This is a genomic window from Polaromonas sp. AET17H-212 (genome assembly GCF_002379085.1).
Taxonomy (GTDB): domain Bacteria; phylum Pseudomonadota; class Gammaproteobacteria; order Burkholderiales; family Burkholderiaceae_C; genus Polaromonas.
Genome location: NZ_NBZW01000030.1, coordinates 1 through 16,724, shown reverse-complemented (window position 1 = coordinate 16,724; position 16,724 = coordinate 1). Strand labels below are relative to the sequence as shown.

The window sequence follows — 16,724 nt, the reverse complement described above, 5'->3', positions numbered from 1 at the left end:
GCGTGCAACTCTACAGGCGTGGGGGCCATGTTCACAATGGCCGATTCTGGTCAGGATTCGGTGCCCGGCGTTGCGGCGCCAGCAGCATCACGCTGATCACCGGCCACAGCAGGGACTCGGCCAGCGGCGCCAGCAGCAGCAGCCAGCCGGGGAACACACCGCCGCTGATCATGCGGATGGTGATTTCAACGCCGTGCGCCACCGCGAACAGCGGCAGGATCTGCAGCGCCTGGGAGGGCACCGTGAACCACAGCAGGCGGCGATGGATCATGGTCGCGAAAAAGCTCAGGGCGGTGTAGGCCAGCGCGTGCTGGCCCAGCAGGGCCGACTGGTGCACGTCCATGCCCAAGCCGAACATGAAGGCCAGGCCGATCCCCACACGTTGCGGCTGGTGGATGTTCCAGAACACCAGCACCAGTGCCAGGAAATCCGGCATCCAGGGCACCCGCCCGAGCGGAAGCATGTCCAGCAACAGGGCCGCGATCAGGCTGGTCCAGATGAACACCGGGTTGGCGGGCAGCAGCAATTGCTGGCCAGAGGGCATGATCATTTGCCGGCTCCTTTTTTGACGGGCACAGGCTCGGCGGTGGCAGAAGGCAGCTTCTCGCCAGACAAGGGCTTGACCACCATGACATGGACAGCCGCGTTGACCTGGGCCTGCGGTGTGCAGTAAATCCGGGCAAACGCGGACTCGGCACGGCGCTCTATCCGGTCGATTTTCGCCACCGGCAGGCCCGGCGGATACACGCCGTCGACACCGCTGGTCGTCAGCAGGTCGCCCTGCTGCACATCCGAATTGCTGCCCATGAAACGCAGCTCCAGCCCGCCGCCATGGGTGGTCGGCTCGCCGAAGGCCACACTGCGCGCACCGGTCCGGGTGTTGAGCACGGGAATGGCCAGCTCGCGGTCAATCACCAGCGTGACCTCGCTGACCAGGGGATGGACGCGGGTGACCTGGCCCAGCACACCGGACTCGTCCACCACCGGCGAACCGAGCGCCACACCCTGCAGCAGGCCTTTGTCGATGATGACCTTGCGGGTGTAGGGGTCGGGTGCGTCGTAAAGCACCTGGGCGGCCTGACCTGTGAGGGCCGCCCGTTCACGCAGATCAAGCAGCTTTCGCAAGCGGGAATTTTCGAGAGCGAGCTGCTCGACCTGGCTGGCGCGCAGCGACTGGGTCGCGAGTTTCTGGCGGACCACTTCCTCGCTGGTGCGGGCCTGGCTCAGCGCGGTGAAATAACCGCCGCCGTGCTGCGCCGCACGAACCGGCTGCAGGGCCAGCCACTGCACGGGGTAAAGCACCGTCGCCACGGCCGCGCGGATCGGCTGGGTGATCTTGAAGCGCAGGTCGGCCACCATCAAAAACAGGGCCAGGGCGCTGAAAAACATCAGCTTGGACAAGGCCGACGGCCCCTGTTTGAAGAACGGGGGCGGTGTGCGGTCCAGGGTTCCTAAAGGCATGGTGAGGTGTCAAACGGGCCGCAGGTCCGGAACTGGCGCGCCGCAGTGCAGGCGGTCATGCGCACCCGGCGCCCTGGCTCATTCAGAGGTGAAGATGGAGCCGAGGCGGTCCATGCGCTCCAGCGCAATGCCGCAACCGCGCACCACGCAGGTCAGCGGGTCTTCGGCCACCAGCACCGGCAGGCCGGTTTCCTCGGCCAGCAGGCGGTCCAGATCGCGCAGCAGCGCGCCGCCGCCGGTCAGCATCATGCCGCGGTCGGCGATGTCGGCACCGAGTTCGGGCGGCGTGTGCTCCAGCGCGGTTTTCACGGCGCTGACGATGTTGTTGAGGGGGTCGGTCAGGGCTTCGAGAATCTCGTTGCTGGAGATCGTGAAGCTGCGCGGCACGCCTTCGGACAGGTTGCGGCCCTTGACTTCCATCTCCTTGACCTCGGAGCCGGGGAAGGCCGAACCGATGTTCTTCTTGATGGCTTCGGCCGTCGGCTCGCCGATCAGCATGCCGTAGTTGCGGCGGATGTAGCTGATGATGGCCTCGTCGAAACGGTCGCCGCCGACACGCACGCTGCCCTTGTAGACCATGCCGCCCAGCGAGATGACGCCGACTTCGGTGGTGCCGCCACCGATGTCGACCACCATGGAGCCGCTGGCTTCGGAAACCGGCAGGCCGGCGCCAATGGCGGCGGCCATTGGCTCTTCAATCAGGTAGACGTCGCTGGCGCCGGCGCCCAGGGCGCTTTCGCGGATCGCGCGGCGCTCGACCTGGGTCGAGCCGCAGGGCACGCAGATGATGATGCGCGGGCTGGGCTTGAAGAAGCTGCGCGGGTGCACCATCTTGATGAACTGCTTGAGCATCTGCTCGGTGACAGTGAAGTCGGCGATCACGCCGTCTTTCATCGGCCGGATGGCTTCGATGTTGCCGGGGACCTTGCCGAGCATGGCCTTGGCTTCGTGGCCGACGGCCTGGATGGTTTTTTTGCCTTGCGGGCCACCTTCGTGGCGGATGGCAACAACGGAAGGCTCGTCCAGCACAATGCCGCGGTCGCGCACAAAAATCAGGGTGTTGGCGGTACCCAGGTCAATCGCCAGGTCGGTGGAAAAGTACCGACGAAATGTTTCAAACATGGTGAGGGAGTCCGGTTTTGGGCATGGAACAATCTTCGTTGCTCTATCGCCGTTTGTGATTGTTGTGAGTGGTCAAAAAGAGTCGATGGACAGGGAAATGGGGCAACACCTTGATTCCAGAGCGTAAACCGCGCCTAAAGCGTGCATCCAACCCTGATTTCACATCAAAGGCGGGATAATAACGCATCCCCTGTAAATCACCGGGCGGCACCCTGCCCATTGTTTCATCTTTACACCTGGTTTCGACCCCTGTTTTACCCATGGCATTGACATCCCAAGACATCGCACGCGTCGCCAACCTGGCGCGGCTGGAGTTGCGCCCCGACGAGACCGAGCACACGCTCCGGCAGCTCAACGGCTTTTTTGCCCTCGTCGAACAGATGGACGCCGTCAACACGGAAGGCGTTGAACCGCTGGCCCATCCTGCCGCGGTTCTGGGCCAGGTGGCCCTCAGGCTGCGCGAGGATGTCGTGACCGAGCCCAACCAGCGCGAGGAAAGCCAGAAAAGCGCCCCCGCCGTCGAGCGTGGCCTGTTTCTGGTGCCGAAGGTGATCGAATGAGCCACACCGATTTGCATGACTTGAGCGTGGCCCAACTGGCCGCGAAGCTGGCAGCCCGGGAAGTCTCCAGCGTGGAAGTCACGCAGCACTTTCTCGGCCGCATCCAGCAGCAGGACAGCCTGGGCGCTTTCCTGGCCACCGATGCGGACGTCTCGCTGGCCCAGGCCCGGGCGGCCGATGCGCGCCTGGCCGCCGGCGAACGCACACCCCTGCTGGGCGTGCCGCTGGCGCACAAGGATATTTTTGTCACGCGCGACTTCCCGACCACCGCCGGCTCGAAGATGCTGGAAAACTACCGCAGCCCGTTTGACGCCACCGTTGTGAGCAAGCTGGGGCCGCAAGGCGCCGGCATGGTGAACCTGGGCAAGCTCAACTGCGACGAGTTCGCCATGGGTTCGGGCAACGACAACAGCGCCTACCGGCCCGTGCAGAACCCCTGGGACACCACCCGCGTGCCGGGCGGCTCCTCGGGCGGCTCGGCCGCGGCCGTGGCGGCGCGGCTGGTGCCGGCAGCCACCGGCACCGACACCGGCGGCTCCATCCGCCAGCCGGCCGCGCTGACCGGCATCACCGGCATCAAGCCGACCTATGGCCGCTGCTCGCGTTACGGCATGGTGGCGTTTGCCTCCAGCCTGGACCAGGCCGGCCCGATGGCACGCAGCGCGCTCGACTGCGCCCTGCTACTGTCCAGCATGGCCGGGCCGGACCCAGACCGCGACTCGACCTCGCTGGACCTGCCGGCGCTCGACTACGCTACTGATTTGATAGCAACCAGCGCAGCAACCACGGGCGCCACCCCCCTGAAAGGCTTGAGAATTGGGTTGCCCGCGCAGTTTTTCGGCGCCGGCTGTTCGGCCGATGTGCTGAAAACCGTGCGCAGCGCGCTGGCCGAGTTCGAGAAGCTGGGCGCGACGCTGGTGGACGTGAGCCTGCCGCTGACCGAGCTGTCCATCCCGGTGTATTACGTGATTGCGCCGGCCGAGGCCAGCAGCAACCTGAGCCGTTTTGACGGCGTGCGGTATGGACACAGGGCCGCCGCTTATACCGACCTGACCGACATGTACAAGAAGTCGCGCAGCGAAGGTTTTGGCGACGAAGTGACACGCCGCATCATGATCGGCACCTATGTGCTGTCGCATGGTTATTACGACGCGTATTACCTGAAGGCGCAGAAAATCCGCCGCCTGATCGCCGAAGACTTCCAGAAAGCCTTCACGCAGTGCGACATCATCGCCGGCCCGGTGTCGCCCACGGTGGCCTGGAAGATCGGCGAAAAGTCCGACGACCCGGTCGCCAACTACCTGGCCGACATCTACACGCTGTCGTCCAGCCTGGCGGGCCTGCCCGGCATGAGTGTGCCGGCCGGGTTTGGCGAAGGCGGCATGCCGGTCGGCCTGCAGCTGATCGGCAACTATTTCAAGGAAGCACAGTTGCTGGGCACCGCGCACCAGTTCCAGCTGGCGACCGACTGGCACCTGCGCCAGCCCACAGGCATTTGAGTGATTCCGACCATGAGCCAGACTCCACCCCCCGTGAACTCCTTCGCCCAGATGCAGGCCGGCCGACCCACCGGGCCGCTGGTGCAGGGTTATGAAGTCATCATCGGCTTCGAGACCCACACCCAGCTGACCACCAAGTCCAAAATTTTCAGCCGCGCCTCGACCGCGTTCGGCGCCGAGCCGAACACGCAAGCGTCCGCGGTGGACTTTGCGCTGCCCGGCGCGCTGCCGGTGATGAACAAGGGCGCGGTGCAACGCGCCATCGAGTTCGGCCTGGCCGTCAATGCGCACATTGCCGAGAGCAGCGTGTTCGCACGCAAGAACTATTTCTACCCCGACCTGCCCAAGGGTTACCAGATCAGCCAGTTCGAGATACCGGTGGTGCAGGGCGGCACAGTGGAGTTTTTCCTTCCTTCGTCGGGCTCAGGACAGGCTCTGGAAAAGAAAACGGTGCGCCTGGTGCGCGCCCACCTGGAAGAAGACGCCGGCAAGTCGCTGCATGAAGATTTCATCGGCATGAGCGGTATCGACCTGAACCGCGCCGGCACGCCGCTGCTGGAAATCGTGACCGAGCCCGACATGCGCTCCTCGGCGGAAGCCGTGGCTTATGCCAAGGAGCTGCACAAGATCGTGACTTGGATTGGCATCTGCGACGGCAACATGCAGGAAGGCAGCTTCCGCTGCGATGCCAACGTCTCGGTGCGCAAGCCCGGCGCCGAGCTCGGCACGCGCCGCGAGATCAAGAACCTGAACAGCTTCAAGTTCATGCAGCAGGCGATCGACTATGAAGTGCGCTGGCAGATCGAGCAGCTTGAGGACGGCCATGCGATCCAGCAGGCCACCGTGCTGTTCGACCCGGACACCGGCGAAACACGTTCCATGCGCACCAAGGAAGACGCGGCGGACTACCGCTACTTTCCCGACCCCGATCTGCCGTCGCTCGTGGTTTCGCGCGAGTGGGTGGAGCAGGTTCGCTCGGAGATGACGGAGTTGCCGCGCGTGATGGCCGCGCGTTTTGTGAAGGACTACGGCCTGCCCGAGTACGATGCCGGCCAGCTCACCCAAAGCAAGGCTGTGGCCGCGTATTTCGAGGCCGTGGCGGCTACCAGCCAACAACCCAAGCTGGCCAGCAACTGGGTGATGGGCGAGTTGTCGCGCCGCCTGAACGCCGAAGACAAGGGGATCGAGCTTTCGGCCATCAGCGCACGGCAACTGGGCCAACTGATCTCGCGCATTGCCGATGGCACGGTTTCCAACAACGCTGCCAGGCAAGTGTTCGACGCCCTCTGGACCGGCGAAGGCCAGGACGTGGATGCGCTGATCGAGGCCAAAGGCCTCAAACAAATGAGCGACACCGGTGAACTGGAAAAAATCATAGCCGACGTGCTGGCCGCCAACGCCAAAAACGTCGAAGAAGTCCGCGCTGGCAATGCCAAGGCCTTCAACGCCCTGGTCGGCCAGGCCATGAAGGCCACCAAGGGCAAGGCCAACCCCGCCCAGGTCAATGAACTGCTGAAGAAAAAGCTGGGCTGAAGCGTGGCGGGAGCAGCGGCGAATTGCTACCAAAAAGGTAGCATATTCCACAATGCCGACAGGGGCTGGAAGCCCTTTTAACGCCTACTTCCTGGCAGTCGACGCTGCCGCCGCGTCGGGCACCGCACCGCCCATCGCCCACAGCTGCTTGAGCTTGCCCAGCTCTTCATCGAAACGCAGGTTGACGCGTTTTTTCTCCCCCTCCTGGTCGGCGATAAAACGTTTCTGCACCGCCACGCTGCTGTCGTTTTCCTCGAGCCGGCGCTTGAGCGAGGCCGGCGCCCGGGATGGATCGGATTTGTAAAACTCGAAATCGGCATCGATGGCCTTGCGCTGGCCGACCAGTTCGGTCGTTCGCTTGCTGGCGGCACTGATGACCGCGTCGATCTGGTCCAGCGCCTCGGCGCGCTCCTTGTCGTGCACGGCCCGGCTGGGGTAACGCAGCAGCAGGGCCCGGTCGCGGCGCTTTTCCTCCGCCTCGCGGGACCGCACTTCGGCGGCCACCTTGTCTTTCTGTTCCTGCACGGTCCGTTCCTGCGCGGTCAGCGAAGGCCCCACGACACGTTTGACCGTGCCCGAAGGATTGATTTGCCGCTGCGTACGGTCAATACATTCGGCAATCGGCCGGTCGGCGGTGATCTTCCGGCCCGCCGCGTCGACGCAGCTGTAAATGCCCTGGGCCTGGGCGATGCTGCACAGGCCGGCCGCCAGCGCGATCCAGGCCACAGCGGCTATCGTCTGAACATGCATTTGTATCGCCAAGAAGGTCCTTAATCCACGCCGTAGCGCTGTCGGTAGGCCAGCACATGCTGGTAATGGGTCTGAAGCGAATCGCCGGCGGCCAGTTGCGCAGCATCTTGCGGGGCACGACTCGCTTCAGACAGATACTGCAGCAAGTCGGTCAAGCGGGCAATCGCGAAAACGTGAAGTCCCAGCTGATTCGTAACATATTGCACGGCGCTGTAGTTAACGTCCTGGCCGTTCTCCGTGGCTTTTTCCTGGCGGTCCAGCGCGATCGCCACCGCGTGAGGCGTCGCCCCGGCCGCCCGGATGATGGCGATCGACTCGCGCGTGGCGGTGCCGGCCGAAATCACGTCGTCGATGATCAGCACCCGCCCCCTGACCGGCGCGCCGACCAGGGTGCCGCCTTCGCCATGGTCCTTGGCTTCCTTGCGGTTGTAGGCAAAGGGCACGTTGCGGCCCAGCCGGGCGAGTTCCACGGCGACCGCCGCTGCCAGCGGAATGCCCTTGTAGGCCGGGCCAAAAATCATGTCGAACTGCAGGCCGCGCGTTTTCTCCTCGAGCAGCAGGCCGCGCGCATAAAATTGCGCGAGCCGGCCCAATTTGGCACCGTCGTCAAACAGCCCCGCATTGAAAAAGTAGGGGCTCAGGCGCCCGGCCTTGGTCTTGAACTCGCCAAAACGCAGCACACCCGACTCGATGGCGAACTGCACGAATTCCTGCGCCAGTCGGCCGTCTTCGGCGGTTGGGCTGCTGTTGTTCTGTTTTTGCCCTGGCGTGACCGTTGGGGTGCTCATTGGAGATGTCCTTGTTTAAATTAACCAGCCTGAACCTCAATGGCATCCGCTCTGCCGCCACCAAAGGCATGCCGGAGTGGGTGGCCCAGACCCAACCGGATTGTATTTGCGTGCAGGAGCTCAAGGCCCAGGCGGCCGACGTGGCCGGCCGTTTCGAGGAGATCGCCGGGCTCAAGGGCCACTTTCACTTCGCCGAGAAAAAGGGCTACTCCGGCGTTGCCATCTACACCCGCCACGAGCCCAGCGACGTGATCACCGGTTACGGTTCGACCGAATTCGACGCCGAAGGCCGTTATGTGGAGCTGCGCTTCGACCGCCCCGGCCGCAAGCAGGCGCCCAAGCTGTCCATCATCAGCTGCTACTTTCCGAGCGGCTCCTCCGGTGAGGAGCGGCAGGCGGCCAAGTTCCGCTTTCTCGCGGAGTTCTACCCCTACCTGGCGAGCCTGAAGGAAACACGCGACTTCGTGCTGTGCGGCGACATCAACATTGCGCACCAGGAGATCGACCTGAAAAACTTCAAGGGCAACAAAAAGAACAGCGGCTTTCTGCCCGAGGAGCGCGCCTGGATGACGGAGCTGCTGCGCGATGCCGAGGTGGCCGAAGAGGCCGAAGAGGCCCTCGAGGAACTCACGGAAGGCACCGGCCAGCCCACCGTGAAAGCCACACGCGGCGGCGGCATGGTTGATGTGTACCGCAAGCTGCAGCCCACGGCCACCGACGCGGCCTACACCTGGTGGAGCAACCGCGGCCAGGCCTATGCGAAAAATGTCGGCTGGCGGCTCGACTACCACCTGGCCACACCGGCCGTGGCGGCCCTGGCCCAAAGCGAAACGATTTACAAAACCCAGCGCTTTTCAGACCACGCGCCTATCACGGTGGACTACGCCCTCACGCTTTGACCCCTGCCGTGGCGCCAGGCACCATGGCCGCCGGCAGGCACAAGGTAGCACGCAACCCGCCGCGGGCGGCGGGTTGCAAGCTGAGCGCACCGCCGTACAGGCCGACCAGGTCCTGCACGATGGCCAGGCCCAGGCCCGTGCCGGGCACCGACTCGTCCAGGCGCACGCCCCGGGCGACCACCGAAGCGAGGTGTCCGGCGTCAATGCCCGGTCCATCGTCCTCGATATGGATCTGCATCTGCTGCGGCGCACTGCCCATGACGGGTTCGGCATGGACCGTCACGCTTGAATGTGCCCATTTGCAGGCGTTGTCCAGCAGATTGCCCAGCATTTCCTGCAGATCCTGCTCCTCGCCGGCGAAAAACAGCGGCACATCGGCAGCCAGCACGGTGATGGATAGGCCTCTTGCGGCATGAACCCGTTCCATCACCCGCACCAGGCCGGCCAGCACCGGCCCGAGCGCAGTGCGCTGGCCAGGCAGGCGCTGGGTGGCGGCCACGCGGGCGCGGGCCAGGTGCCAGTCGATGTGGCGGCGTGACAGCCCGACCTGTTCCTTCACCAGCCGGGCCAGCTCGCTGCCCTGCGCCGCCAGGGGCCCGGCCGCGGCCTGGTCCAGCACCGACAGCGGCGTCTTGAGCGCATGGGCCAGGTTGCCCGCCTGGGTGCGCGCGCGCGCCACCACCTCGGTGTTGCGGTCGAGCACGTCGTTGAAATCGTCGATCAGGGGCTGCACTTCGGTGGGGAAACGGCCCTGCAGGCGCTGCGTCCGCCCTTCATGCACGTCGGCCAGCGCGCGCTGCATGGCGCGCAGCGGCGACAGCCCCACCGCCACCTGCGCCAGCGCCGCCAGCACCAGCAACACCAACAGCACCGCCAGCGAAGCGGCCATCACCCCGTTGAAGCTGTCCACGGCCACGGTGACTTCCTGCATGTCGGCCGCGACCACGACACGCCAACGGGCATCGGGCTGTTCGGCGATGCTCACCTTGCGCTCCAGGATCAGCAGCGGGGCGTCCAGCGGGCCCCTGCCCCGGTGCACATGCACCGCGCCATCGGCCAGTTCGTCGGCGCGCAGCGGCAGGCTGGTGTCCCACAGCGAGCGCGAGCGCAGCACGCCCGCGCGGGACCGGCCGTCGGCGGTGGTGCGGTCCAGCTGCCAGTACAGCCCCGAATAGGGTTTTTGCCAGCGCGGGTCGGACAGGGCCAGGGGGTCGATCAGCGGCTGGCCGGCGGCATCAAATTCGAGCCGGGCGGTGAGCTGGTCGAGCTGCTGCGTCAGGGCCGCCTCGAACTGCCGCATCACGTGGTCGCGAAACAGGCCGCTGAGCAGCACGCCCGCCAGCAGCAGCGCCAGCGCCAGCGCCACCAGCGTCGCGGCCAGCAGCCGAAAACGCAGCGAGCTGGCCCGGCGCCAGAGGCTCATGGCGGCGGCACCAGCCGGTAACCCAGCCCGCGCACGGTTTCGATCAGTTCGGGCGGCAGCTTGCGGCGCAGGCGGCCCACAAACACCTCGATGGTGTTGGAGTCGCGCTCGAAATCCTGGGCGTAAATGTGCTCGGTGAGTTCGGTGCGCGACACCACCGCGCCCGGGCGGTGCATCAGGTAATCGAGCACCTTGTACTCATGGCTGGTCAGGCTCACGGGCCGGCCGGCCAGCGTGACGCGACCGCTGCGTGTGTCCAGCGCCAGCGCGCCGCACTGCAGCACCGCCGAGGCCAGGCCGCTGGCGCGGCGGATCAGCGCGCGCACCCGTGCCAGCAGCTCTTCCATGTGGAAAGGTTTGGTGAGGTAGTCATCGGCCCCGGCGTCGATGCCGGCCACTTTCTCGTGCCAGTTGTCGCGCGCCGTCAGGATCAGCACCGGCATCGTTCGCCCGCCGTCGCGCCAGCGCTTGAGCACGGTCAGGCCGTCGAGCACCGGCAGGCCCAGGTCAAGCACGACAGCATCGAAGGCTTCGGTGTCTCCGAGAAAGTGGGCGTCGCGGCCGTTGTCGGCCTCGTCCACTGCATAGCCGGCTTCCACCAGGCCGGCACGCAGCTGGGCGCGCAGCGTGGGTTCGTCTTCAACCAGGAGGATGCGCATGGGCTGGCAATGGGGTGTCAGGGACGCTTGTCACGGCCGCTGCGGCGCTCGTCGCTTTTGCTGCTGCCCTTGCCGGGCAACAGGGTGGCGGTCCGGGCGTCCAGCTTGAGCTTGACCAGCTGGCCCTGCGGCTGCAGCAGCTTGACTTCGTAGATCCAGCGGCCCTCTTCCTGCTCCAGTTCGACTTCCATGACCTGGCCCGGGTGCTCGCGCTCCAGCCGTTCCAGCACGCTGCGCAGCGGCAGCACCTGGCCGGCCTGCACCGCCTGGCGCGCACGGTTGTGGTCGTCCTTGCTGCCGGACCAGGCCGGCTGCAGCGCCAGGCTGACAGCCAGCAGCGCCAGCACCCCCAGCCCGCCCGGCCGCGAATGGCGGCGCTGGCCGGTCAGGAGGAAAGGCTGGACGGAGGTCATGGCGTGATTGTGCTGCAGCCATTGTGAACCGCAGATGAACGGCGTCTTCAGGAAAGGTTCAAGCGCCTTCGCCAAAACTACCTCCCATCTCCTGCAAGAGCCCCTCCACCCGAAACGCAGAAAGCCCAGCCATGACCCTGATCCGCCGCCCCTTTCCCGCAGCCGCCCTGCTGGCCGCCATGCTGGCCAGTGCGTTCCTGCCCGCCACCAGCCAGGCGGGCGACACCACGCCGGCGCAGCAGCTCAGCCACTGGAGCGCCCAGGCCGGAACCCCCGGCAATGCCGACAAGGGCCGGGCATTTTTTACCGCCAAACACGGCGGTGAATGGTCCTGCGCCTCCTGCCACGGCACACCACCCACGGCGCAGGGCAAACATGCCAGTACCGGCAAGTCGATTGCCCCGCTGGCCCCGGCGTTCAACCCCAAGGCTTTCACCGACACCGCCAAGGTGGACAAGTGGTTCCGCCGCAACTGCAAGGACGTGCTGAGCCGCGAATGCAGCGCTGGCGAAAAGGCCGATCTGTTGGCCTACCTCAACAGCCTCAAGCCCTGAGCCGTGCCGTCCGCCCACCGGAGTTTTTTCATGAACACCCTCCCCACCGCCCGCGGCCTGCTGATCGCCGCCACCTTTGCCCTCGCTGCGCTGCCCGCCCTGGTCCGGGCCGACAGCAGCCGTTTGCTGCCGGGCAACGTGCCGGCGGCCTACACCCAGGAGTGCGCGGCCTGCCACACCGCCTATCCGCCGGGTCTGCTGCCGGCCCGCTCCTGGCAACGCATCATGACCGGCCTGGACAAACACTACGGCACCGACGCCTCGCTGGACGCGGCCACGGTGCAACAGCTGAGCAGCTGGCTGAAGGTCAACGCAGGCACCTACAAACGCGTGGCGGAAGAGCCGCCGCAGGACCGCATCACGCGCTCGGCCTGGTTTGAACGCAAACACCGCAAGGTCGATCCGGCCGTCTGGAAACATGCCAGCGTCAAGAGCGCGGCCAACTGCGCGGCCTGCCACACCGCGGCCGACAAGGGCGACTTCAACGACGACAACATCCGCTTCCCGGCCGGGCTGGACGCCCGTTACCGCCGGGCCTGGAACGACTGACCCCAAGGAGAACCCCCATGCATGCCACCCCCGCCATTTCCACCACCACCCAAGCCGCGCCCGCAGCGGCCGCGCCGGGCCGCCGGGTGACCGACGCGCCCACACGCATGTTCCACTGGCTGTTTGCGCTGAGTTTTCTGGGCGCCTATGTGACGGCTGACGGCGAAAGCTGGCGGCTGCTGCATGTCACGCTCGGCTACACCATGGCCGGCCTGCTGGTGTTTCGTGTGTTGTACGGACTGCTGGGTCCGCGCCCGGCGGGCCTGGGCCTGATGTGGCGCAAGCTGGCCGGCGCGCCGGCCTGGCTGCGCTCGCTCACGCAAAGCCGGTCGCTGGCCGGCATCAACTGGCGGCAGGGCCAGAACCTGCTGATGGCGCTGGCCGTGGTGGCCCTGCTGCTGATGGTGGTGCCGCTGACGCTCAGCGGTTATGCCACCTACAACGACTGGGGCGACTTCCTCGGCGGCGACTGGCTGGAAGAGGTCCACGAATTTTTCGGTGAGGCGTTTCTGTTTGTCGTGCTGGCCCACCTGGCGCTGATCGCGGGCCTGAGCCTGCTAAGGCGCAAAAACCAGGCCCTGCCCATGCTGACCGGCCGGATCGACGGCAAGGGGCCGGACTTGGTGCAGAAGAACCGCGTCTGGCTGGCCGCCCTGCTGCTGCTCGCCGTGCTGGCCTTCGGTGCCTGGGAGTGGCAGCAGTCGAGTCACGGACTGATCCCGGCCAGGGCCTGGGGCAGCAGCCCGGCGGCCGGACAGGCCCACGATGACGACTGACAAGGCCCGTTTCCTGTCTCTCCAAAAATTATCCCCAGTGAGGAATTCATGAACGTCTACATGTGTGTCGTCTGCGGTTTCATCTATGACGAGGCGGCCGGCCGGCCCGAAGACGGCATCGCCCCGGGAACGCCCTGGGCCGCGGTGCCCGCCGGCTGGGTCTGCCCGGAATGCAATGTCGGCAAGGCCGACTTCACCATGGTGCTGGTCTGAACACCACCCAGCCAGCGGCCTGGTTGCGCGACACCTGTACAAAGAAGAGGTGAGAAGAAGCGAGAAGTAGCAAGAAGAGGAGGCGTTCGATCTTCTTTAAACTGATGCCATGCACATCCTCTGGACCTACCTGCGTCCGCACCGCGCGCTGGCGGCGCTGGCGCTGCTGCTGGCGGCCATCAGTCAGGTGCTGGCCCTGGTCGATCCGATCATTTTCGGCAAGATCATCGACGGTTATGCGGTCGGCCACCCCGGCATGTCCGATGAGCAGCGGGTGTCGGGCGTGCTCTGGCTGCTCGGCCTGGCGGTGGTGGTCGCCGTGTTGTCGCGGCTGGCCAGGGCGCTGCAGGAGTATGTGACACGGCTGGTGGTGCAGCGCTTCGGCACGCAGATCTTCAACGACGGGCTGCGCCAGGTGCTGCGCCTGAAGTTCCAGGAGTTCGAGGACCTGCGCAGCGGGGAGACCCTGTCGCTGCTGCAGAAAGTGCGCGCCGACTGCGAACGCTTCATCAACATCTTCATCAACACCGTGTTTGCCGCGCTGGTCGGCATGGGCTTTCTCTGCTGGTACGCCATCACCACCCACTGGTTGCTGGTGCCGGTGTTCCTGGTGGGTGTGCTGGTGATGGGCGGGCTGACCGGGCTGCTGAGCCGCACATCGACGCTGGTGAAACTGCTGGTGGGCCTGTACACACCGGCCAGCGGCGAGGTCTTCTACAACGACATCTCGACGCGGGAGCTGCGCTACAACGAGGCGCGCCGGCAGATCGGCTTCGTGACCCAGGAGACGCACCTGTTTGCCGGCACCATCCGCGACAACATGCAGTTCGTGAAAGCCGACGCCACCGATGCGGAAATTGTGGCGGCGATGGAGCAGGCCTCCTGTGCCTACCTGCTGGACAAGTCGCCCGGGGCCTGGACACGCAGATCGGCGAGATGGGCATCAAGCTGTCCGGCGGCGAAAAGCAGCGCCTGTCGATTGCGCGCGCGCTGATCCGGCAACCACGGCTGCTGATTTTCGACGAGGCCACCTCGGCGCTCGACTCCATCACCGAAGAGCAGATCACCGACACCGTGCGGCGCGTGTCGGCGCGCAGCAGCCAGATCACGCTGCTGATCGCCCACCGGCTCTCGACCATCATGCATGCCAACACCATCTTCGTGCTGGAGAAGGGACGCATCGTCGAAAGCGGTGACCATGGCGCGCTGCTGGAGCGCAAGGGCCTGTATTACGCGATGTGGCGCCAGCAGATCGGCGAACGGCCGGATCTGCGCCGCGCTACGGAGCCGTTGCCGGATGAGGAGGAAGCAGTGCTGCCGCCTCCGGATGCTATGGATATGTGAGCTGATGGCGCCCAAACCATAGGGGCTGGAGCCGGTTTTTATCTGAATTTTCGGGCGAGCGGACCTACCGCATCGCCTGGCCCAGCTGGCGTGCCAGGTGCACCTGGTGCAGGGTGATCTTGCGCACCTCGGCCTGGCTGGCCTGGATGTGGGCGCGCAGCAGCAGGGCCGCCTGGTCGCCGCGCCGGCGCTGGATCGCCTTGAGGATCTTGGCGTGTTCTTCATAGGTCGCATCGATGCGCGGCTGCTTGGTGAAGTCGAGCCGGCGGATCACGCGGATGCGCTCGGTCACGTCGCGGTGCACACGGGCCATCTCGGCATTGCCGGCCGCCGCCACCAGCGCGCAGTGAAAGGCCTCATCCCACTGCGCGACCTGCACCGTATCGCTGCTGCGCTGCTCGGGGCTGACCAGCCAGATCGCGGCCAGGTCGTCCAGCAGCGCCGGGTTGACCTTCAGGGCGTCTTCACACAGGCGGTGCGCCGCGGTGGTTTCCAGCACCATGCGCAGGTCATAAAGCTCCTCGAACTGGTTGAAGTCAAAGGGCAACACACGCCAGCCGCTGCGAAACAGCACCTCGACAAAACCTTCATGCTGCAGCCGGAACAGCGCCTGCCGCACTGGCGTGCGTGACACCCCCAGGCGTTCGCTGATTTCGGTTTCGGTGAAGCGGTCACCCGGCACCAGCTTGAACTCGGACACATCGCGCTTGAGCTGTTCGTACACCTCGTCGGCGCGCGAGCGGTGGGCAGGCGCCTCGGCAAGGGCAGGCAAAGAGCGGGAAGCGGTGTGCATGGCGGAACTCTAGCAGTCTTGCAGCAAGGGCAGCAGCTGGCCGCTCGCAGCAGTCCAGCCGACGATGGCGCCCTGCGCCCGCATCATCTCCACCGCCGCCGCCTTGAAGGCCGGGAAGTAACTCTCGGTGCAGTCTTCCAGCAGCAGGCTGTCGTAGCCGCGGTCGTTGGCTTCGCGCATGGAGGTCTGCACACAGACCTCGGTGGTGACACCCATGAACACCAAGTGCGTGATGCCGGCCTGCTGCAGCAGCTCATGCAGCGGCGTGGCGTAGAACGCGCCCTTGCCGGGTTTGTCGATGACAATCTCGCCGGACAGCGGCGCCAGCGCAGCGATGATCTGGTTGCCGGGCTCACCGGCCACGAGAATGCGGCCCATGGGCCCGGGATCACCAATACGCAGCGAAGGATTGCCCCGGTTGCGCTTGGCAGGCGGGCAATCGGCCAGATCGGCCCGGTGCGCCTCGCGTGTGTGCACCACCAACCCGCCGGCCGTGCGCCAGGCGGTGAGGACGGCCTTGCAAGCCGGCACGATGGCGGACAGCAGCGACACGTCGTTGCCCAGACTTTCGCCAAAGCCGCCGGGCTCGATGAAGTCGCGCTGCATGTCGATGATGACGAGGGCGGTGGACGCCAGCTCGAAGGTGTAGGGGAAGGGTTGGGCTTGGTCTAGTTGCATGGTGGATTGGGTGTTGGTTTCATGCTGCCGCTGGCGTATTTGCCAGTGCCAACTTAGCCAGTGCTTCGGGCAAGCCGGGGGTAGCCCGGCGGCTACTCACTTTCTTTTGTCTCGCCAAAAGAAAGTAAGCAAAGAAAAGGCGCCCCTGCTGTCTGCGACCCCTGCGCTGCGCTCCGGGGCAACCTGCGGTGCTCGGTCCAGCCGGGGTCGAGCTCGAACTCGCTACGCTCAGACAATCGCTCGCCCTGATCCGGCTGGACCTCCGCTCCTCGGCGCAGCCAGAAGGGGGGTTGGAGCGGATTCGGGTAAGGGATCGGGCTCCGGCGAGGACGCGCGAAGCGCGTCCTCGCCTCCCCGCACCCGCATTGGTATTCGTCTGTCCCACCCGTCGGGCCGGGCCGAGGAGCGCAGCCGAAAGTGGATCAGGGCGAGCGATTGTCTGAGCCGAAGGCGAGTTCGAGCTAGACCCCACTTTCGGCGAGCACCGCAGATTGCCCGTAGCGAAGCGGAGGGACCCGGACCATCGGGTCGCCTTTCTTTTCCTTAGGTTTCTTTGGCGAAGTGTATAGACAGGAGACATGGGAAACAGGTGTTCGGAGACATAGGAAACACCTTGGCCGGTTAATTGGAATCGATGAGGGTCTTCATGTTGAGCCGCATGAAGTGATGATGGCAGAAGAAAGCATCGTAGAAACCATCGGCCTGGAGAT

At 65.5% G+C, this 16,724-nt stretch carries 18 protein-coding genes and 1 pseudogene; 9 read left to right on the top strand and 10 right to left on the bottom strand.

What is annotated here, in order from left to right:
• Positions 1-31 precede the first annotated feature (31 nt).
• From mreD to B7G53_RS18745, 3 genes are all read right to left on the bottom strand, one after another.
• The gene (mreD, locus tag B7G53_RS18755) at positions 32-550 is read right to left on the bottom strand and encodes a rod shape-determining protein MreD (protein ID WP_096670527.1); all 519 of its coding nucleotides are present in this window, start codon (positions 548-550) and stop codon (positions 32-34) included.
• On the bottom strand, positions 547-1,461 hold the full coding sequence (mreC, locus tag B7G53_RS18750) for a rod shape-determining protein MreC (RefSeq protein ID WP_096670525.1): 915 nt from the start codon (positions 1,459-1,461) through the stop codon (positions 547-549). Before mreC ends, mreD begins: the two co-directional genes overlap by 4 nt.
• Before the next feature lie 78 nt (positions 1,462-1,539).
• Positions 1,540-2,583 carry a rod shape-determining protein gene (locus tag B7G53_RS18745; RefSeq protein ID WP_077592290.1) on the bottom strand — a complete coding sequence of 348 codons (1,044 nt, stop codon included), beginning with the start codon at positions 2,581-2,583 and terminating at the stop codon, positions 1,540-1,542.
• 260 nt (positions 2,584-2,843) lie between these two features.
• On the opposite strand from B7G53_RS18745, the gene gatC reads away from it, so the two are divergent.
• From gatC to gatB, 3 genes are read left to right on the top strand one after another with little or no spacing between them, the layout of a single operon-like run.
• Positions 2,844-3,143: an Asp-tRNA(Asn)/Glu-tRNA(Gln) amidotransferase subunit GatC gene (gene gatC, locus B7G53_RS18740; RefSeq protein WP_096670523.1), complete on the top strand. Its 300-nt coding sequence runs from the start codon at positions 2,844-2,846 to the stop codon at positions 3,141-3,143.
• Positions 3,140-4,642: an Asp-tRNA(Asn)/Glu-tRNA(Gln) amidotransferase subunit GatA gene (gene gatA / locus B7G53_RS18735; RefSeq protein WP_096670521.1), complete on the top strand. Its 1,503-nt coding sequence runs from the start codon at positions 3,140-3,142 to the stop codon at positions 4,640-4,642. Before gatC ends, gatA begins: the two co-directional genes overlap by 4 nt.
• Positions 4,643-4,693: 51 nt before the next feature.
• Entirely contained in the window at positions 4,694-6,175 is a 1,482-nt protein-coding gene (gene gatB, locus B7G53_RS18730; RefSeq protein WP_441339002.1) for an Asp-tRNA(Asn)/Glu-tRNA(Gln) amidotransferase subunit GatB, read from the top strand.
• Between the two features lie 84 nt (positions 6,176-6,259).
• Here the strand turns inward: gatB and B7G53_RS18725 are convergent, their stop codons facing one another.
• Complete coding sequence (locus tag B7G53_RS18725) at positions 6,260-6,925, bottom strand: DUF4124 domain-containing protein (protein WP_096670517.1); 666 nt, start codon at positions 6,923-6,925, stop codon at positions 6,260-6,262.
• Positions 6,926-6,945: 20 nt separating this feature from the next.
• Positions 6,946-7,713, bottom strand: a complete 768-nt coding sequence (pyrE, locus tag B7G53_RS18720) for an orotate phosphoribosyltransferase (protein ID WP_096670516.1) — start codon at positions 7,711-7,713, stop codon at positions 6,946-6,948.
• A gap of 11 nt (positions 7,714-7,724) precedes the next feature.
• On the opposite strand from pyrE, the gene B7G53_RS18715 reads away from it, so the two are divergent.
• On the top strand, positions 7,725-8,612 hold the full coding sequence (locus B7G53_RS18715) for an exodeoxyribonuclease III (protein ID WP_096670514.1): 888 nt from the start codon (positions 7,725-7,727) through the stop codon (positions 8,610-8,612).
• Here the strand turns inward: B7G53_RS18715 and B7G53_RS18710 are convergent.
• Genes B7G53_RS18710 through B7G53_RS18700 form a run of 3 tightly spaced genes read right to left on the bottom strand, consistent with a single transcriptional unit; the run spans position 8,602 to position 11,107 of the window.
• A complete protein-coding gene (locus tag B7G53_RS18710; protein ID WP_096670512.1) occupies positions 8,602-10,035 on the bottom strand; it encodes a sensor histidine kinase in 1,434 nt (477 codons plus the stop codon). The genes B7G53_RS18715 and B7G53_RS18710 overlap by 11 nt on opposite strands.
• Complete coding sequence (locus tag B7G53_RS18705) at positions 10,032-10,694, bottom strand: response regulator transcription factor (protein ID WP_096670510.1); 663 nt, start codon at positions 10,692-10,694, stop codon at positions 10,032-10,034. The genes B7G53_RS18710 and B7G53_RS18705 overlap by 4 nt, the downstream gene beginning before the upstream one ends.
• Before the next feature lie 17 nt (positions 10,695-10,711).
• On the bottom strand, positions 10,712-11,107 hold the full coding sequence (locus B7G53_RS18700; RefSeq protein WP_141396390.1) for a PepSY domain-containing protein: 396 nt from the start codon (positions 11,105-11,107) through the stop codon (positions 10,712-10,714).
• A 131-nt stretch (positions 11,108-11,238) separates the two neighbouring features.
• On the opposite strand from B7G53_RS18700, the gene B7G53_RS18695 reads away from it, so the two are divergent.
• From B7G53_RS18695 to B7G53_RS18675, 5 genes and pseudogenes are all read left to right on the top strand, one after another.
• Positions 11,239-11,661: a DUF1924 domain-containing protein gene (locus B7G53_RS18695; protein ID WP_096670508.1), complete on the top strand. Its 423-nt coding sequence runs from the start codon at positions 11,239-11,241 to the stop codon at positions 11,659-11,661.
• A gap of 30 nt (positions 11,662-11,691) precedes the next feature.
• Positions 11,692-12,210, top strand: coding sequence for a diheme cytochrome c (locus B7G53_RS18690; RefSeq protein ID WP_096670506.1), 519 nt, complete (start codon positions 11,692-11,694; stop codon positions 12,208-12,210).
• Between the two features lie 17 nt (positions 12,211-12,227).
• Positions 12,228-12,986, top strand: coding sequence for a cytochrome b/b6 domain-containing protein (locus B7G53_RS18685; RefSeq protein ID WP_096670504.1), 759 nt, complete (start codon positions 12,228-12,230; stop codon positions 12,984-12,986).
• Positions 12,987-13,034: 48 nt separating this feature from the next.
• On the top strand, positions 13,035-13,199 hold the full coding sequence (locus B7G53_RS18680) for a rubredoxin (protein ID WP_096670502.1): 165 nt from the start codon (positions 13,035-13,037) through the stop codon (positions 13,197-13,199).
• Between the two features lie 109 nt (positions 13,200-13,308).
• Positions 13,309-14,543 (top strand): annotated as a pseudogene (locus B7G53_RS18675) (ATP-binding cassette domain-containing protein).
• 64 nt (positions 14,544-14,607) lie between these two features.
• On the opposite strand, the gene B7G53_RS18670 reads toward B7G53_RS18675, so the two are convergent.
• On the bottom strand, positions 14,608-15,336 hold the full coding sequence (locus tag B7G53_RS18670; RefSeq protein ID WP_096670500.1) for a GntR family transcriptional regulator: 729 nt from the start codon (positions 15,334-15,336) through the stop codon (positions 14,608-14,610).
• A gap of 9 nt (positions 15,337-15,345) precedes the next feature.
• Complete coding sequence (locus B7G53_RS18665; RefSeq protein ID WP_096670498.1) at positions 15,346-16,014, bottom strand: cysteine hydrolase family protein; 669 nt, start codon at positions 16,012-16,014, stop codon at positions 15,346-15,348.
• Between the last annotated feature and the right edge of the window lie 710 nt (positions 16,015-16,724).

Excerpts from the sequence above, each read along its gene's own strand:
- mreD (WP_096670527.1), bottom strand. The coding sequence starts at position 550 with ATGATCATGCCCTCTGGCCAGCAATTGCTGCTGCCCGCCAACCCGGTG.
- mreC (WP_096670525.1), bottom strand. The coding sequence starts at position 1,461 with ATGCCTTTAGGAACCCTGGACCGCACACCGCCCCCGTTCTTCAAACAG.
- B7G53_RS18745 (WP_077592290.1), bottom strand. The coding sequence starts at position 2,583 with ATGTTTGAAACATTTCGTCGGTACTTTTCCACCGACCTGGCGATTGAC.
- gatC (WP_096670523.1), top strand. The coding sequence starts at position 2,844 with ATGGCATTGACATCCCAAGACATCGCACGCGTCGCCAACCTGGCGCGG.
- gatA (WP_096670521.1), top strand. The coding sequence starts at position 3,140 with ATGAGCCACACCGATTTGCATGACTTGAGCGTGGCCCAACTGGCCGCG.
- gatB (WP_441339002.1), top strand. The coding sequence starts at position 4,694 with ATGCAGGCCGGCCGACCCACCGGGCCGCTGGTGCAGGGTTATGAAGTC.
- B7G53_RS18725 (WP_096670517.1), bottom strand. The coding sequence starts at position 6,925 with ATGCATGTTCAGACGATAGCCGCTGTGGCCTGGATCGCGCTGGCGGCC.
- pyrE (WP_096670516.1), bottom strand. The coding sequence starts at position 7,713 with ATGAGCACCCCAACGGTCACGCCAGGGCAAAAACAGAACAACAGCAGC.
- B7G53_RS18710 (WP_096670512.1), bottom strand. The coding sequence starts at position 10,035 with ATGAGCCTCTGGCGCCGGGCCAGCTCGCTGCGTTTTCGGCTGCTGGCC.
- B7G53_RS18705 (WP_096670510.1), bottom strand. The coding sequence starts at position 10,694 with ATGCGCATCCTCCTGGTTGAAGACGAACCCACGCTGCGCGCCCAGCTG.
- B7G53_RS18700 (WP_141396390.1), bottom strand. The coding sequence starts at position 11,107 with ATGACCTCCGTCCAGCCTTTCCTCCTGACCGGCCAGCGCCGCCATTCG.
- B7G53_RS18695 (WP_096670508.1), top strand. The coding sequence starts at position 11,239 with ATGACCCTGATCCGCCGCCCCTTTCCCGCAGCCGCCCTGCTGGCCGCC.
- B7G53_RS18690 (WP_096670506.1), top strand. The coding sequence starts at position 11,692 with ATGAACACCCTCCCCACCGCCCGCGGCCTGCTGATCGCCGCCACCTTT.
- B7G53_RS18685 (WP_096670504.1), top strand. The coding sequence starts at position 12,228 with ATGCATGCCACCCCCGCCATTTCCACCACCACCCAAGCCGCGCCCGCA.
- B7G53_RS18680 (WP_096670502.1), top strand. The coding sequence starts at position 13,035 with ATGAACGTCTACATGTGTGTCGTCTGCGGTTTCATCTATGACGAGGCG.
- B7G53_RS18670 (WP_096670500.1), bottom strand. The coding sequence starts at position 15,336 with ATGCACACCGCTTCCCGCTCTTTGCCTGCCCTTGCCGAGGCGCCTGCC.
- B7G53_RS18665 (WP_096670498.1), bottom strand. The coding sequence starts at position 16,014 with ATGCAACTAGACCAAGCCCAACCCTTCCCCTACACCTTCGAGCTGGCG.